Origin of the sequence: Methylobacillus arboreus (assembly GCF_020532725.1) — a bacterium.
Classification (GTDB): domain Bacteria; phylum Pseudomonadota; class Gammaproteobacteria; order Burkholderiales; family Methylophilaceae; genus Methylobacillus; species Methylobacillus arboreus.
Genome location: NZ_JAJAVC010000011.1, coordinates 15,745 through 31,357, shown reverse-complemented (window position 1 = coordinate 31,357; position 15,613 = coordinate 15,745). Strand labels below are relative to the sequence as shown.

Sequence of the window (15,613 nt, the reverse complement as noted above, 5' to 3'; positions counted from 1 at the left end):
CTATTCCAGTTCCTTGCGCTTACGCTCATTATTGACGTGGAAAGCACCTTCAATAATGATGGTCTCGCCTTCTTCCAAACCGGAAAGCACAGCCACCATTTCGTTGTATTCAGTGCCAAGCTCCACTTCGCGCAAGCGGAATTTGTTCGGCGCAATCTCGACAAACACATGGTCCTTGTTGTTCTCGCGCACCACGGCGCGGCGCGGCACAGCCAGTTGCGCATTTGCCTTGGATTGCACCAGCATGGAAACCAGCATATCCGGCTTAAGTGCCTCGTCGCTGTTCTCCAGGTCGGTGCGCACGGTCACGGTACGGGTCAACGGGTTCACCACATCACCGACAAAAATCAATTTCCCCGTGAACTTGCGGTTGCTCAGCGCCGGCACCTCGATATCCACATCCTCGCCTTCCTGCACCAGTTCCGCCTGTTGCTCGGGCACTTCGGCAACGGCCCATACGCGTGAGAGGTCAGCCACGATGAACAGCTCCTCGGCTGGCTGCACTACCTGCCCAAGGTTGACCTTGCGGCTGATGATGGTCCCTGCGAGACGTGCATCCACATTGCTGTAGGAACGCATCTGGCCGGAACTGGCCAGCTGGGCAATCGACTTGTCCGACATGCCTAGGACATGGAGCTGCTCCTTGGCAGTATAAAGGTCAGCCTGGGCCGCGCTCAATTCTGCCTCGCGGCGCTGCAGCTCGGCAGCCCCGATCACATCCGCCTCAAGCAACTGGCGCGCACGCTCCACTGCCTTGGTCTGCAACTCAATCTGTTGGGATGCCTTGATATAAAGCAACTGATTCTGGGCAAGCTCGGTACTGTTCAGGATGGCAAGCACTTCGCCCTGCTTGACATCCTGTCCCAGCACCGCATTGATGTCGGTAATGCGGCCAGTCACGGAAGCTCCGATACGCGCCACACGCTGGTCATCCACCTGAATGCTGCCAGGCACACGCAGGACTTCACGAATTTCAGCCTTGCTAGCTGGAGCCAGCTTTGCCTGGCTTTGCAGCAACTCGGATAGTTCGACTATGTTCGGGTCCTGAGGCTCGCCTTCTGCCTCACTTTGTGCATCCGCGCCTGGCTTGCAGGCGGAAAGCAACAATGTCAGCACCAGCAGGCAGCTTGGCACCAACACGGAATAATCTTTTTTCATCAGGGAATTCGCAAACATTACGGCTTAACCTCCAGAAGTTCAGTACCAAGCAGCCGCTCTATCTCCAGCATGCTGCTGACATAATCGAATTTTGCGGCAAGGTAGTCCTTACGCACCGCACGGAAAGTACGCTGCGCATCCATGTATTCAAGGATGCCGCGTTCGCCATAACGATAGGCGGCCTCTGCCACCTTGAGCACAGATTCGGCCTGGCTCAGCAAGCCGTTTTCGAATGCGGACAGTTGCTGTTGCGCAATCATGTGGCGCTGATAGGCCGCCTCCATATCCCGACGCAAGCCAAGCTCCTTGTCGTGCAGTATCGCCTGGCGCTGGCGAACCTCTGCACTTGCAGCGGCAATCGGCCCTTGGCGCCGATCCCACAACGGCAAGGGGATGGCCACGCCGAACCGCATTTGCCTGAGATCCGGATCCTGCTCAACACTGGCTTTCAGTGTCAGGCCCGGATTGCGCAAACGCTCCTCCAGCCTGAGTTTGGCCTCGGCCGTCTCGGTATCCGCCCGCACCTGGGATAGTTGTGGGCTTTGCACGACCTGCTCACGCAGCTTGTCCAGCAATGGCAGGCCATATGCCATGGGCAACTCGCCTTCCACCTCATAATCCACCGGAATACTGGAACCCAACAGGCCGCGCAGGTAGGCCTTGCCTTCCGTCACCCGCACCTGTGCAGTCTGGTAATCACGCTCGGCAGCCAGCGCTTCCGTATCAGCCTTGATCAGTTCATATTTCGGTGACTCACCGACATCCACACGCAGCTTGACGCGCTCGCGGATCTGCTGCAGAAGGTTACGGTCTCCTTCTACCAGCCTTAGCACCGCCTGACGCTGCAATACATCGTAGAAGGCATTCTTCACGCGTGCCCGCAATTCAATCCGGATCAGTTCCGCCCCGGCATCGGCAACCTTGGTGCCTGCCTCCGCCGCCTCAATTCTGGCATTACGCACCCAGGGGTAATCCAGCGATTGCGACAAGCCCACGTTCCAGTTGCGGTCGTCTCCCAAGCCACCCGGAGTGCGGTACCGGCTAGGGCCCATCAAAGCCTCTACCTGGGGATTGCTATATGTGCCGGCAGTGGTCACCGCCGCTTCGGCAGCATCTCGCTGTGCCGCCGCAATACCAAGTGCAGGGTGATACTGCATGGCCGTATCTATCATGTCTGGCAGCGTATATGCAGCCAGTACTGGCGTGGCATACCAGCATGCCAGCACCACAGGCAGCACACGCACGATAAAAGTACGCAAGCCAGCTTGTTGCACCAGCAATGCACTATGCCAGCGCATGTCTGAATCTATGTTTGTTTTCATTTCACTCTTGAACTGATTGATAAAACTTGCCCCGACCATAACCGCATTAACGCCATCAGCTATGGCAAGCGTATGCGGAGCGTATTGGCTCGCCCAGCGGGTAGATATCTGCTGGCACCACTACTGCGATGCGTACTCCAGGAATATCCTTAGCAAACCCTGGGCCAGGCCACTCATCAGGTTTTTCCGCGACCGGAATTCATACACATCCGCGATGGGCGCATAAAGCAACGCTGCACCATGACGGACTCCGGGCGCAATCAGGCAATGGGAGGACGGGTAATCAGGAAGAGATCAGGTTGGAGATAAGTCTCGGCCAGAATGGCGAGCTTGAGATCAAAAACAAAGGAAGGACGTACTAATGGCATGTGCATAACCAGAATAGGCTCGCTGACCTCACGGTCATTATCCATCTCTATATGCTGCACATGGGTAAACGTTGGATCATCATAATCCATTGCATACGACTGCTCGGCTTGTTGCGCAAACAAACACATGCAAACAATGACGCTAAGTAACGCAAATAAGCGCTTGGCAAAAGACATGGAATTCATTATAGCCACAAATTCTACAGCTGAGAACCAGTTTACGGCATGGCCCACACATAAGAGCGGCTAACAGAACTCAGCGACGCGCTCTTGGCTAGGCGCTCTGCCACAGGCAGTACAGCAAGGCAGGGCAACAACGCCAGGGGAGTTTTGTCAGTCGCTCTAACTGCGGCGCCAGCTGGTGCCTTGCGCAGTATCCTCGAGAATGACGCCCTGGCCCGCCAATGCCTCACGGATACGGTCAGCCTCGGCAAAATTCTTGCTCCTGCGGGCGGCCAGCCTCGCTTCAATAAGTCGTTCGATTTCATCAGCAAGCGCACCGGCTTCATCGCCGCCCTTGAGAAACTCGTCAGGGTCGCGCTGCAGCAGGCCAAGTTGACAAGCAAGGGCTTTGAGCAGGCCCGCCTGCTCCAGTGAGTCACTGCGGTTTGCCTCACTCGCCAGTTCAAACAGCACGGCAAAAGCCTCCGGCGTATTGAAATCATCGTCCAGTGCCTGCTTGAAGCGGGCAGCATATGGCTGCTGCCAGTCGATCTCGACCTGGGAGACATCCACGCCGCGCAAGGCGGTATAAAGCCTGGTCAATGCCTGCTTGGCATCATTCAGGTGGTGGTCGGAATAATTGAGCGGGCTGCGGTAATGCGCGCGAAGAATGAAAAAGCGCACCACTTCCGCATCGTATTTCTCCAGCACTTCGCGAATGGTGAAGAAATTGCCGAGCGACTTGGACATCTTTTCATCGTCAACACGGATAAACCCGTTATGCATCCAGTAATTGACGAAGGTGCAGTCATGGGCGCCCTCGCTTTGTGCAATCTCGTTCTCATGATGGGGAAACTGCAAATCCTGACCGCCACCGTGAATGTCAAAATGATTCCCCAGGTGGCGCTCGCCCATGGCGGAGCATTCAATATGCCATCCCGGACGGCCTGCTCCCCATGGGGAATCCCAGCTTGGCTCACCAGGCTTGGCGGCTTTCCACAAGACAAAATCCATGGGGTCACGCTTGTGAACATCCACCTCAACACGCTCGCCTGCCCGCAAGTCATCAAGAGACTTGCCTGAGAGCTTGCCGTAATTGGCAAAACTGGCCACGGCATAATAGACATCGCCATTATCGGCAGCATAGGCATGCTGCTTTTCAATCAATGCACTGATCATGACGATCATTTCATGGATATAGTCGGTTGCGCGCGGCTCGATATCCGGGCGCCACACCCCAAGCCGCGCAGCATCTTCATTCATCGCATCAATAAAGCGGCCGGTCAATGCCGTAATGGTTTCGCCATTTTCATTCGCACGCGCAATGATCTTGTCGTCAATATCCGTAATATTGCGCACGTATGTCACCTGGTATCCGGAACTGCGCAACCAGCGGTTGACCATGTCGAATACCACCATGACGCGGGCATGGCCCAGGTGGCAGTAGTCGTAAACCGTCATGCCACAGACATACATGCTGACCTTGCCTGCCACTATTGGTGAAAAAGTCTGCTTCGCGCGCGCAAGGGTATTGTAGATTTTCAGCATAGTCTAATTGCGAGGTAGGGTTTGGAAGTTCGTAATGCAATCGCGTTATCGTCGGATAATGCCTGTTGCGCTACTAGTAGTGCTTATATACGCTTATTGATAGAATTGGGCCACAATAATAGCCGGGAAGTATACCATATGCCTGTATCACGCGCGCTGGGCCATAGCCTGCTGGCTGCCATCTTGCTGCTCTCTCTCAACGGCTGGGCGAGCGAGCTTGATGAAATCAACCAGCTTGCGGAACAAGGGAAGACGGCGCAGGCGCTGCAACGCCTCAACAGTTACCTCGGCAAGCAGCCCAAGGATGCCAAGGCACTGTTCCTCAAGGGCGTACTACTCGCAGAAAGCGAAAAGCAGGACGAAGCCATCAAGGTATTCAGCGAACTGACAGAAAAATATCCCCAGCTACCCGCCCCCTACAACAATCTCGCAGTGCTCTACGCCTATCAGGGCAATTACGACAAGGCAAAGGCCGCGCTGGAAGCGGCCATCCGCACCCACCCCAGTTACGCGACAGCCCACGAAAACCTGGGGGATATCTATGCCCGCATGGCATCGGAATCATATAGCCGCGCCCTGCAACTGGATACAAACAATAGCCGCGCCAAAAGCAAACTGGCACTGATCAAGGATTTATTGCCACCCCCAGGCGAGGCTTCGACCAACCTCGCGCCCAAGGAAACGGTAGCCGCCACTCCAGCAAAGGTTGTTGACAACAAACCATTACCCGCCAAACCGGCAGAAAACAGCAAGCCCGCCACTGAAGCACCCATCGCCAAACCTGCTGAACCTGCAGTCACCGCAGTAGCGCCGGTGCCAACTGTCGAGCAGAAAAAACCGGATCACGCGCAAGCGGTTCGCGATGCCGTAGAAGCCTGGGCAAAGGCATGGTCCAGCCAGAATGTAGAGCAATATCTCGCCAGTTACGCCAAGGATTTCCAGACTCCCAATGGTGAAGCCAGATCAAGCTGGGAAGCCACGCGCAAGGCGCGCGTCAGCAAACCTGCCAGAATTGAAGTGAAACTGCTCAACCTGCGCGTCAATATGGAAAATGAGCATACCGCACGGGCGCATTTCCAGCAGTTTTACCATGCGGATCATTTATCGCAGCGCACTGGCAAACAATTAGTGCTGGTTCGACAGCAAGGGCGCTGGCTGATACAGCAGGAACTGGCCAATCTTTGACCTCATCATGACAAAAGGCTTTATCAAACTATTATCAGGCGTGCTGCTGCTAGGTTGCAGCCTGTTGCCGTGGAATGCTACCGCAGACAAAACCAGCGCCATTCCAGGCGGCAGCCTGCCTGCTTTCAGCGCCAACCAGGCAGAACGCCTGCTGGTGCAAAGCCTGCTCGAAATTAATGAAGGCCGCCTGCGCGAGGCGCTAGGCACCATAGACCAATTGCTGCAAGCCGTGCCCAACTTCCGCCTCGCCCACCTGGTGCGTGGTGACCTGCTGATGGTGTTTGCGCAACAGGCTACAAAACTTGGGGACGATAGCAATGCAGCAGTACTGTCCGACTTCCAGGAAGAAGCCAAGGCGCGCATAGAACGGCATCTGGACAACCCGCATGAAGGCAAGATTCCTGATGTGCTTTGGCGCATGGCGCCCGAACAGCGCTATGCCATCGTCGTCGATGCCGCAAAATCCAGGCTGTACGTTTACCAGAACCGTGACAACCAGCCACACTATCTGGTGGACTACTACATCACCATGGGCAAGAACGGCAGCGAAAAATTCACTGAAGGCGACAAACGCACGCCACTTGGCGTCTATACCGCAGGCAAGAAGCTGGAACGCAAGCTACCCGACTTTTACGGCGAGGCTTCCTACCCTCTCAACTATCCCAACCCATTGGACAGGCAGCAAGGCAGAAAAGGCCACGGCATTTGGCTGCACGGCACGCCCAAGGATGTTTACAGCCGTCCGCCCAAGGCCAGCGACGGCTGTGTCGTGATCGCCAACCCAGACCTGCAGACACTGACCCCTGTGCTGCAACAAGGCACGACACCGGTGATTATCAGCAACTCGTTGCAATGGATCACGCCTGCCGAAGTCAATCGCCGTCAGGCAGCCCTCGACCAGGCCATCGAGCAATGGCGCCACGACTGGGAAACCCAGAATACCGAACACTATCTTGCCCACTATGCCGAAGGCTTTTTCAGCAACCAGGGTGACCTAAAAAACTGGAGTGAGAACAAGCGCCGCATCCAGGCTTCTAAGGCAAAAGTGCAGATCGGCCTATCCAATATCAGTATGTTCCGTTATCCTAATGGCCCAGCATCCATGGTTCAGGTCAGTTTTGATCAGGATTACAAAAGTGACATACTGGCAAACCGCATGAAAAAGCAGCAGTACTGGATATGGGACAATCAGCGCTGGAAAATTATGTATGAGGGTCCCGCATAATGCAGACTTTGATATTGGAGGATATTCTGATGCGCGCAACAACACGTGCTTTATTAGTCCCGTTCTTATACCTTTCCATGCTGTTCGTCAGCCTGCCTGTCCTGGCAGCCGACAACGCACCGCAGCAACTGGAAGTATACACCAATCACGGCAGCTTCATCATTGAGCTCTATCCGGACAAGGCGCCCAAGACGGTAGCCAACTTCATCCAGTACGTCACCAGCGACTTCTACACGGGCACCACCTTCCACCGCACCGTGGACCGTTTCATGGTGCAAGGTGGCGGGCTCACTGCTGACATGAAGGAAAAGTCCACCTTCTCGCCAATTGAAAACGAATCCAACAACGGCCTCAAGAACGAATATGGCTCCATTGCCATGGCGCGCGCGTTTGCGCCGCACTCTGCGACATCGCAGTTCTTCATCAACCTGTCTGACAATAAATTCCTCAACTTCCACAAGCCTGAAGCAGCCTATATCGGCTATGCCGTATTCGGCAAGGTGATCAAAGGCATCGATATTGTCGAAAAAATTGGCAAGAGCCCAACCAGGGTAGTCGGCGCCCATCTCAACGTGCCTGTGGAACCCGTCGTCATCGAACGCGTGGCATTGCTTGACCAGCCAATCAATATTGCTGAACGCCTGGACTACAAGAAACTCAAGACCCTGGCGCAGACAGAAGCTCCAACCAAAAGCAAAGGAAAGAAACCTTGATTAAACTGCATACCAACTTCGGTGAAATCACATTGGAACTCGACGAAGAAAAGGCCCCGATTACTACGGCCAACTTCGTGCAATACGTCAAAGACGGCTTTTACGACAACACTGTCTTTCACCGCGTGATTGATGGCTTCATGATCCAGGGTGGCGGCTTCACGCCCGACATGCAGCAAAAGCCAACCAACCCTGCCATCAAGAACGAAGCCAACAATGGCCTGCAGAACAAGACTTACACCATTGCCATGGCCCGCACGCCTGCGCCGGACTCTGCCAGCAGCCAGTTTTTCATCAATGTGGCTGACAACGACTTCCTCAATTTCACTGCGCCTACTTCGCAAGGCTGGGGCTATGCCGTATTCGGCAAGGTAACTGCAGGTACGGAAGTCATCGACCAGATCAAAAAGGTCAAAACCGGCAGCAAGAATGGTCACCAGGACGTGCCCCTCGAGCCTGTGGTCATTGAACGCGCTGAAATCGTTTAAGTAGTATCCTCAAGCATGGAGCCAGCAGGCCAGAAGCAAACGGCGCATAGCCTGTTTATTTCTGACCTGCACCTATGCGGCTCCAGGCCTGCCATCACCACCCAGTTTCTTGAGTTCCTGCGCCAGCAGGCCGCTCAGGCCGAGGCGCTTTATATTCTGGGCGATTTTTTCGAGTACTGGGCCGGCGACGACGACCTGGCCCAACACCAGCCCATCATCCAGGCCTTGCGTGAGCTATCGAACCAGGGCACACGCATTTATTTCATGCACGGCAACCGCGATTTTCTGATTGGTGAAGCCTTCGCTCAAACTGCCGGCCTCACAATTTTGCCTGACCCAACCTTGCTCACCCTTTATGGCAAACGTGTGCTGCTGAGCCATGGCGATGCATTGTGCACCGACGATGTCGCTTACCAGGACTTCCGCCAGCAGGTGCGTAGCCCCGCCTGGCAGCAAACCTTCTTGCAACAACCGCTCAGTGTTCGCAAGGCACAAATCGAGGCGCTGCGCCAACGTAGCGAACAAGAGAAATCCGGCAAGCAGGAAAGCATCATGGATGTCAATGCAGTGGCCGTTGACGAACTATTACGCCGCTATGAATATCCAGACCTGCTGATCCATGGCCACACCCATCGCCCTGCATTGCATGAGCTGGAGGTTGATGGTCACAAGGTCAAACGCTGGGTATTGGGCGACTGGTATGAACAGGGGAGTTGCCTGTTTGCAGATGAGGCTGGCTTCCGCCACCAGCCTCTTTAGCCCGGCTTATAGCCCGGTATTGCCGACTCATCCACTTCATCAATCTGGTTAGGCCGCAGGTACTGCCTGGCGTACTCCAGATACACCTTTTCCCTGATGAAAATATCGAACAAATCCGGGTCGATATGATGATCCAGCTTCATTTCCCCGAGGATATGCAGCGCCTCTGACAAAGTCTTGGCTTTTTTGTACGGGCGGTCATCCGAAGTCAGGGCTTCAAAAATATCCGCAATACACATCAAACGCGCGGGAATTGAAAGCTCCTCCCCTTTCAGGCCGCGCGGGTATCCCTGCCCGTCCATCCGCTCGTGATGGCCGCCGGCATACTCGGGAACGTGTTGCAGCCCTGGGGGATAGGGCAATGACTCCAGCATGTTTATCGTCACGACAATATGCTGATTGACCACCTGCCGCTCCTCCGGGGTCAAGGTGCCGGAGCTGATGGTTAAATTGTAGACCTCGTCTTCTGTCAGGAAATTGATTGTATTCCCCTGCGCATCCTCCAGCGGATATTGGGCCACCTGGAGTACGCGCGCCTGGTCCTCGGGCAGCATTCCCTCGCTGCCTATGTTAACCCTGCGCAAAAACTCGAGATCATCATCAAGCTGTTTGCTCCAATCCGTATATTCCTGCTCAAGCCTGCCAACATCTGCTTCGCGGCCATTCCGCACACAATCGAGTTGCTGCTGCAGCAAGCGGCATTGCCGCTGTTTCTTCAATAGCGCAAACCGCTGTTCGAGCAAGGCAATGCGGTCGAAAATGGTTGAAAGCTTGGTTGGCTTGTCCATCAGGGCTTCTGGCGTGGTGATCTTGCCGCAATCATGCAACCAGGCCGCAATGCGCAGCTCATCCAGCTCCCCGCCGCCCATATGGAAATCCTTGAGCGCCCCGGACTCAGCACGATTAACCGCAGATGCCAGCATCATCGCAAGCTCCGGCACCCGCCGGCAATGCCCACCGGTATAAGGGGATTTGGCGTCAATCGCCCCCGCGATCAGGCGAATGAATGCCTCGAACAAATTCCTCAGGCCTGCAATCAACTGGTGATTGGTCAGCGCGACTGCGGCCTGTGATGCCAGCGACTCCACCAGCCGCTGGCTGGAGTCGGAAAAAGACACGATCTCCCCCGTGGCTTCATCCTTGGCATTGATCAATTGCAACACGCCAATGATCTGGCCCTCATGATTCTTCATGGGCACGGTCAGGAATGAACGGGAGCGGTAGCCGGTAGTCGCATCAAACTGGCGGGTGCCTGAAAAATCAAACCCCTCGGCCTGGTATGCATCGTCAATATTGACCGTACAATCATTCAGGGCAGCATAGGCCGCAACCATATGATAGTTGGGCTGCCCGCCTTCAAGGTACAAGGGCAATGCTGGAAAAGGAATCGGCACGCCAGTGGTACCACCCATTTTAATACCGAGCGAACTGGTACGCATGATCTCGAACTGCAATGTCTGTTCCTGGGTGACGGTGTACAAAGTGCCAGCGTCAGCATTGGTGAGGCTCTTAGCGCTCATCACGATCATTTCCAGCAGGCGCTGGCTATCATGCTCGGCAGACAGGGCGATGCCGATCGCATTCAGGTCTTCCAGCTGCTTGGTCAATGCACGACGTGGTGTCATCACTCCTCCGGTATGACCATCTTACTCCAAAGAAAATAACATCTTCACTCCAGCAAGCTCGATAACATCTCCATTTGCCAGCACCTGGGCCTGAAGGCCCACGGCATGGCCATTCAACACTGGCCGCCCCTCGCCTTCGACATGGGCAAGAAAATAGCCATGCGGACGCCTGGTAATCACGGCGACCTGCACACCACTCCTGCCAAGTGTTGTCAGCGTTTTCGTCAGCACCAGTTCGCGTCCATTGCTGGTGCCGCTTAATACCTTGACCTTCGCCAGGCCGCCAGCGACCGGCACCGGCGAATTCGCCGCAACATCAGGCTGACTGTTACCGGCTGCATCCGCAACACGGCTGCCAGCAGCCCTGGCCATCATGTCGTTGATCAGCGGCATGACCAGGACTGTCTTTTCAAAACCGCGATCAGCCGCAATATCTTCCTCGCGATATTCAATCTGGTGGCGGCCCAGGCCTATCATGTCACCATCCTGCAATTGATGCCGTGTAATCGCCTGACCATTCACCATGGTGCCATTGGTACTCTGGTTATCCTCGATATAAAACGCATCATCCACTGCCACCACGGCAGCATGTTCGCCGCTGACCGCCAGGTTCTCCAGCCTGATATCACAGTTTGACCGCCGGCCAATGGTCAAACGCTGTTGACCCAATGGGAACTCAGCCAGGAAGTCTCCTTCCAGCGTAAGCACCAGTTTTGCCATGATACAACTCCCTTATCGCCAGGCTGCCGCTCCTTGCCTTCTGTTTTCCCCGAAGCCGGCATGCCTGCTTTAACTTGTTATGGTTATTGTTAAGCCCAATCTTTACAAAGCCTGCACGAGATTACAAGCCCGCCCGTCACAACAATGTATTTTTCATGCCTTTATCCAATCTGCACACCAGGCAAAAAAATAGCCAGCGCACAGGCTGGCTATCACTGAATACACATGAAGGATCATTTCCTGCCGCGCTGGAACTCTTCAGGCCTGGCCTCGGCTGCAATCTTGTCCAGCACGCCATTGACATACTTATGCCCATCGGTACCGCCATAAATCTTAGCCAGCTCCACGCCTTCATTGATGGCAACGCGATAGGGAATGGTGACATCGTGCACCAGCTCATAAGTCGCAATGCACAGGATAGCGTGCTCGATAGGACTCAGCTCGGAGACCTGGCGGTCCAGCGCGCCCACAAGCCGCGCATCCAGCTCATCCATATGCGAGGCCACGCCTTCGAGCAACTGGCGGAAATATTCCTCATCTGCGCGGTCGAAATCCGGGTCATCGGCAAGTTCGCGTATGATGACGCGCACCTCTTTCTGGTTCAGAAGGCCCAGGTAAATACCCTTGAGTACCAGCTCGCGCGACTTACGGCGGCTGCGGGCCGCTTTGGCCGGTTTCTTCGTCTCTACAGGTTTTTTGTCGGTATCGCTCATAGCTGCTTCAGCAGGTTGATCATCTCAACGACCACATCCGCCGCCTCAGCGCCCTTGACTGCGGTGCGGGCTTCAGCCTGCTCGTCGTTTTCAGTGGTAAGGATGGCATTCGCAACCGGAATACCGGTGCTCAACTGCACATCAGAAATGCCGCGTGCAGACTCATTGGAAACCACTTCAAAATGATAGGTTTCGCCACGGATGATCGCGCCCAGTGCAATCAGGCCGTCAAACTGCTCGCTATCCGCCATTTGCAACAGGATAGCAGGCGTTTCCAAAGCACCGGGCACAGTCGCCAGCGTAATGTCGTCATCTGCCACGCCAAGCTTGTGCAACTGGTCCACACAGGCCTTGAGCAGGGCGTCACCGATATTGCTGTTGAAACGGGACAGCACAATACCAATGCGCAAATCCTTGCCATTCAAATCTACTGCGATTTTCTTCATGATTTCGTCCGAACTAGGCGCAACGGGCTGCGCTATTGATTGGGTTCAGCCAACGGCTGGTGAATCCTGTTATTTTAGCACGTTAGGCGGGCTGAACAGCAGTTCAGCATAGCGGAAGCAATCCACGGTATGATCGTTGACCATGCCGATGGCCTGCATAAAAGCGTAGCAGATGGTGGAGCCGACAAACTTGAATCCATGTTGCTGCAAAACCTTGGACATGCGGTCTGAAACCTCGGTACTGGCTGGTATCTCAGCCATGCCAAGCCTGTGGTTGACCTGCGGCTTTCCTTGCACGAACTGCCAGAGAAATGCATCCAGGCTGCCGTATTTCGCCTGCACCCCAAGCGCTGCTCGCGCATTACCGATGGCAGCAGCCACCTTGAGCCGGTTGCGTATGATGCCAGGGTCTGCCAGCAATGCTGCCACCTTGTCCGCATCATAGGCAGCGACCCTGGCAATCTCGAACTGGTCAAACACCTTGCGGTAATGCTCGCGTTTCTTTAAAACCGTGCTCCAACTCAAGCCTGCCTGCGCGCCCTCCAGCACCAGGAACTCGAACAGCAGCCTGTCGTCATGCACAGGCACGCCCCACTCAGTGTCATGATAGACCACATCCAGCGGGCCTTTGGCCCAGCCACAACGACAACGATCGCCCACACTTGCTCCAATCAATCTCAATGAAACAAGATAACGGCTTTCTGCAAAGTATTCCAGATGCCGTAGGCTATCGGAATGCCCACTGCAATCCATACCGCAGCAGCCAATATCGCGCTGCTCTTGTGCACTGCCGCCTGCGTTACCTTTTGTGCCTGCTCATGCGAAACCTTTTTTTCGGCCTCAAGCTCGGCAGCCGTCATATAGTGCTTTTCCGCAACCGGACGCACCAGCAGGTTGCAAACGAATCCCACCAGCAACAATGCGGCCAGCACATACATGATCATATTGTAGGCATGGTCGGCAGGCACGCCATGATCAAGCTGGTAATCGCGCAGATAATTGACAATCACCGGCCCCAACACCCCTGCGGTCGCCCAGGCAGTCAGGAGGCGGCCATGGATCGCTCCTACGTGCTGGGTACCGAAAATATCTGCAAGATAGGCAGGAATCGTGGAAAACCCGCCGCCATACATAGTCAAAATGATGCAGAACAAACCGGCAAACAACGCCACGCTGCCTATGCTGCCCGCCCAAGGCGATAGCACGTAAAGCACAAAACCCAGGGCAAAGAAGATGATGTAGGTCAGTTTGCGGCCGAGAAAATCGGAGCAAGAGGCCCAGCCAATCCGGCCGAGGATATTGAAAAAGGACAATAATCCGGCAAAACCGGCCCCGATAGCCGCCACCTGCAATTTCTGCTCTCCGCTCAACTCGGCAAGCTTGAGCGGCACATCGATCAACAGCCCGCCAAACACTTCCTGCAACATCGGCGACGCCATGCCGATCACGCCTATGCCCGCACTGACATTGAGGCAAAGCACCCACCACAACAGCCAGAACTGCGGCGTCTTGTGTGCCTGGTTCACATGCACATGGTGCGGCGTGATCATGGCCTTGCCATTGTTCGCAGGCGGTTTCCAGCCTTCTGGCTTCCAATCATGCGCCGGCACACGGTAACCCAGCGACCCGATCATCATGGCAATGAAATAGAGCACGCCCATTGTCGCAAAGGTTTCCCACACGCCTACCGAGGTTTCAGTCGCAAAATAATTCATCAGGGTATTGGCGAGAGGCGCGCCTATCATGGCGCCGCCGCCAAACCCCATGATCGCCATGCCGGTGGCCATGCCGCGTCGGTCCGGAAACCACTTGATCAGGGTGGAAACCGGGGAGATGTAGCCCAAGCCAAGCCCGATCCCGCCAATGACGCCCGAGCCCAGCCACATCATCCAGAGTTGGTGGGTATAAACCCCAATGGCTGAAATCAGCAACCCGCCTCCCCAGCACACGGCTGCCACAGCGCCAGCCTTGCGTGGGCCGGCATGCTCCAGCCAGTGCCCGAACACTGCAGCCGATGAGCCCAGAAACACGAAAAACAATGTATACATCCAGCCCAGGTCACTGATCTTCCAATCACAGGTTGTTGTGATGGCACGCATCCAGAAGCCTACGTCTTCACCACAGGCCAGCGGCTCGGAAATCCCCAATGCCTTGGACAATGGCAGCCAGAACACGCTGAAACCGTATGCCATGCCGATTGAAAGATGTACCGCTAGTGCAGCGGGAGGCACCAACCAACGGTTATAACCCGGACCAGCAGTGATGCGCGCCTTGGAAAAAAAACCAGCCATGCCCTCTCCTTAGTTTTATTTGTTTGTCATTACATTGATGAAATGAAACATTTTGTTACAAATCATTATATAAATCGAATAAAACCGCAATGCCTGAATACTTTGACCATGTTCATCAATCTGTCATATTAGCGTCATATATTGCTCGTCATTCAACAAGTGAGGAAACCCGACATGCCAGCTAATATTCTGGTGGTAGAAGACGAACCGGCAATTCAAGAACTGCTTGCCCTCAACCTGACACAAGCAGGCCACAACCCTGTACGTGCCCTGAGCGTTGAGCAGGCGCAAATGCTGATCCGCGAAACCCTGCCAGACCTGATCCTGCTTGACTGGATGTTGCCTGGCATGAGCGGTATTGAGTTTGCCCGCAAGCTCAAGGGCGACGACCTGACCAAGGCCATCCCCATCATCATGCTGACCGCGCGTGGCGAAGAGGCGGACAAGGTACGCGGCCTGGAAGTTGGCGCGGACGACTATGTCACCAAACCATTCAGCCCGCGCGAACTGAATGCACGTATCAAGGCAGTGCTTCGCCGCCGCGCACCGCAAATGACGGACGACCCGCTTGAGGCAGGCGGCCTGCGCCTCGACCCGATGACGCACCGTGTATCAGGCAATGGCAAGACGCTGGAACTGGGTCCCACCGAGTTCCGCCTCTTGCATTACTTGATGTCCAACCCGGAGCGCGTACATTCCCGCACCCAGGTGCTGGACCGTGTCTGGGGCGACCGGGTTTTTGTCGAAGACCGTACCGTAGACGTGCATATCCGCCGCCTGCGCCGTGCGCTTTCCGAGTCAGGCCATGAGGAATTTATCCAGACGGTGCGCGGAGTCGGCTACCGTTTCTCGGCGCAGTAGCTCATAATAGCGGCCTGTCTTAAGACAAG

Annotated in this window: 16 protein-coding genes; 6 read left to right on the top strand and 10 right to left on the bottom strand. The window is 55.2% G+C overall.

Features of this window, described 5'->3' with window-relative positions:
* From LG198_RS11190 to cysS, 4 genes are all read right to left on the bottom strand, one after another.
* Positions 1 to 1,176 carry an efflux RND transporter periplasmic adaptor subunit gene (locus LG198_RS11190; RefSeq protein ID WP_230343268.1) on the bottom strand — a complete coding sequence of 392 codons (1,176 nt, stop codon included), beginning with the start codon at positions 1,174 to 1,176 and terminating at the stop codon, positions 1 to 3.
* Complete coding sequence (locus LG198_RS11185) at positions 1,176 to 2,480, bottom strand: TolC family protein (RefSeq protein WP_230343267.1); 1,305 nt, start codon at positions 2,478 to 2,480, stop codon at positions 1,176 to 1,178. The genes LG198_RS11190 and LG198_RS11185 overlap by 1 nt, the downstream gene beginning before the upstream one ends.
* A 260-nt stretch (positions 2,481 to 2,740) precedes the next feature.
* Positions 2,741 to 3,025: a hypothetical protein gene (locus tag LG198_RS11180; protein WP_230343266.1), complete on the bottom strand. Its 285-nt coding sequence runs from the start codon at positions 3,023 to 3,025 to the stop codon at positions 2,741 to 2,743.
* A 165-nt stretch (positions 3,026 to 3,190) separates the two neighbouring features.
* Positions 3,191 to 4,558: a cysteine--tRNA ligase gene (cysS, locus tag LG198_RS11175; RefSeq protein WP_230343265.1), complete on the bottom strand. Its 1,368-nt coding sequence runs from the start codon at positions 4,556 to 4,558 to the stop codon at positions 3,191 to 3,193.
* Between the two features lie 138 nt (positions 4,559 to 4,696).
* Here cysS and LG198_RS11170 point away from each other — a divergent pair, with 138 nt between their 5' ends.
* The 5 genes from LG198_RS11170 to LG198_RS11150 are packed head-to-tail and all read left to right on the top strand — an operon-like array spanning position 4,697 to position 8,928.
* A complete protein-coding gene (locus LG198_RS11170; RefSeq protein WP_230343264.1) occupies positions 4,697 to 5,743 on the top strand; it encodes a nuclear transport factor 2 family protein in 1,047 nt (348 codons plus the stop codon).
* Between the two features lie 7 nt (positions 5,744 to 5,750).
* Positions 5,751 to 6,968, top strand: a complete 1,218-nt coding sequence (locus tag LG198_RS11165) for a L,D-transpeptidase family protein (RefSeq protein ID WP_230343263.1) — start codon at positions 5,751 to 5,753, stop codon at positions 6,966 to 6,968.
* Between the two features lie 29 nt (positions 6,969 to 6,997).
* Complete coding sequence (locus LG198_RS11160; RefSeq protein WP_230343262.1) at positions 6,998 to 7,681, top strand: peptidylprolyl isomerase; 684 nt, start codon at positions 6,998 to 7,000, stop codon at positions 7,679 to 7,681.
* Positions 7,678 to 8,169 carry a peptidylprolyl isomerase gene (locus tag LG198_RS11155; protein WP_230343261.1) on the top strand — a complete coding sequence of 164 codons (492 nt, stop codon included), beginning with the start codon at positions 7,678 to 7,680 and terminating at the stop codon, positions 8,167 to 8,169. Before LG198_RS11160 ends, LG198_RS11155 begins: the two co-directional genes overlap by 4 nt.
* A gap of 15 nt (positions 8,170 to 8,184) precedes the next feature.
* A complete protein-coding gene (locus LG198_RS11150) occupies positions 8,185 to 8,928 on the top strand; it encodes a UDP-2,3-diacylglucosamine diphosphatase (RefSeq protein WP_230343260.1) in 744 nt (247 codons plus the stop codon).
* Here the strand turns inward: LG198_RS11150 and LG198_RS11145 are convergent.
* The 6 genes from LG198_RS11145 to LG198_RS11120 form a co-directional block, all read right to left on the bottom strand.
* Positions 8,925 to 10,553 (bottom strand): HD family phosphohydrolase, encoded by a 1,629-nt coding sequence (locus LG198_RS11145; RefSeq protein WP_230343259.1) that lies wholly within the window; start codon positions 10,551 to 10,553, stop codon positions 8,925 to 8,927. The genes LG198_RS11150 and LG198_RS11145 overlap by 4 nt on opposite strands.
* Before the next feature lie 21 nt (positions 10,554 to 10,574).
* On the bottom strand, positions 10,575 to 11,273 hold the full coding sequence (locus tag LG198_RS11140; RefSeq protein ID WP_230343258.1) for an FHA domain-containing protein: 699 nt from the start codon (positions 11,271 to 11,273) through the stop codon (positions 10,575 to 10,577).
* Between the two features lie 233 nt (positions 11,274 to 11,506).
* Entirely contained in the window at positions 11,507 to 11,986 is a 480-nt protein-coding gene (nusB, locus tag LG198_RS11135) for a transcription antitermination factor NusB (protein ID WP_230343257.1), read from the bottom strand.
* On the bottom strand, positions 11,983 to 12,432 hold the full coding sequence (ribH, locus tag LG198_RS11130; RefSeq protein WP_230343256.1) for a 6,7-dimethyl-8-ribityllumazine synthase: 450 nt from the start codon (positions 12,430 to 12,432) through the stop codon (positions 11,983 to 11,985). The genes nusB and ribH overlap by 4 nt, the downstream gene beginning before the upstream one ends.
* A 69-nt stretch (positions 12,433 to 12,501) precedes the next feature.
* Positions 12,502 to 13,092 carry a DNA-3-methyladenine glycosylase I gene (locus LG198_RS11125; RefSeq protein ID WP_230343255.1) on the bottom strand — a complete coding sequence of 197 codons (591 nt, stop codon included), beginning with the start codon at positions 13,090 to 13,092 and terminating at the stop codon, positions 12,502 to 12,504.
* Between the two features lie 17 nt (positions 13,093 to 13,109).
* The gene (locus LG198_RS11120; protein WP_230343254.1) at positions 13,110 to 14,723 is read right to left on the bottom strand and encodes an OFA family MFS transporter; all 1,614 of its coding nucleotides are present in this window, start codon (positions 14,721 to 14,723) and stop codon (positions 13,110 to 13,112) included.
* Positions 14,724 to 14,897: 174 nt separating this feature from the next.
* Between LG198_RS11120 and phoB the strand changes: the two genes are divergently transcribed.
* Positions 14,898 to 15,584, top strand: a complete 687-nt coding sequence (gene phoB / locus LG198_RS11115; protein WP_230343253.1) for a phosphate regulon transcriptional regulator PhoB — start codon at positions 14,898 to 14,900, stop codon at positions 15,582 to 15,584.
* The last annotated feature ends 29 nt before the right edge of the window (positions 15,585 to 15,613 follow it).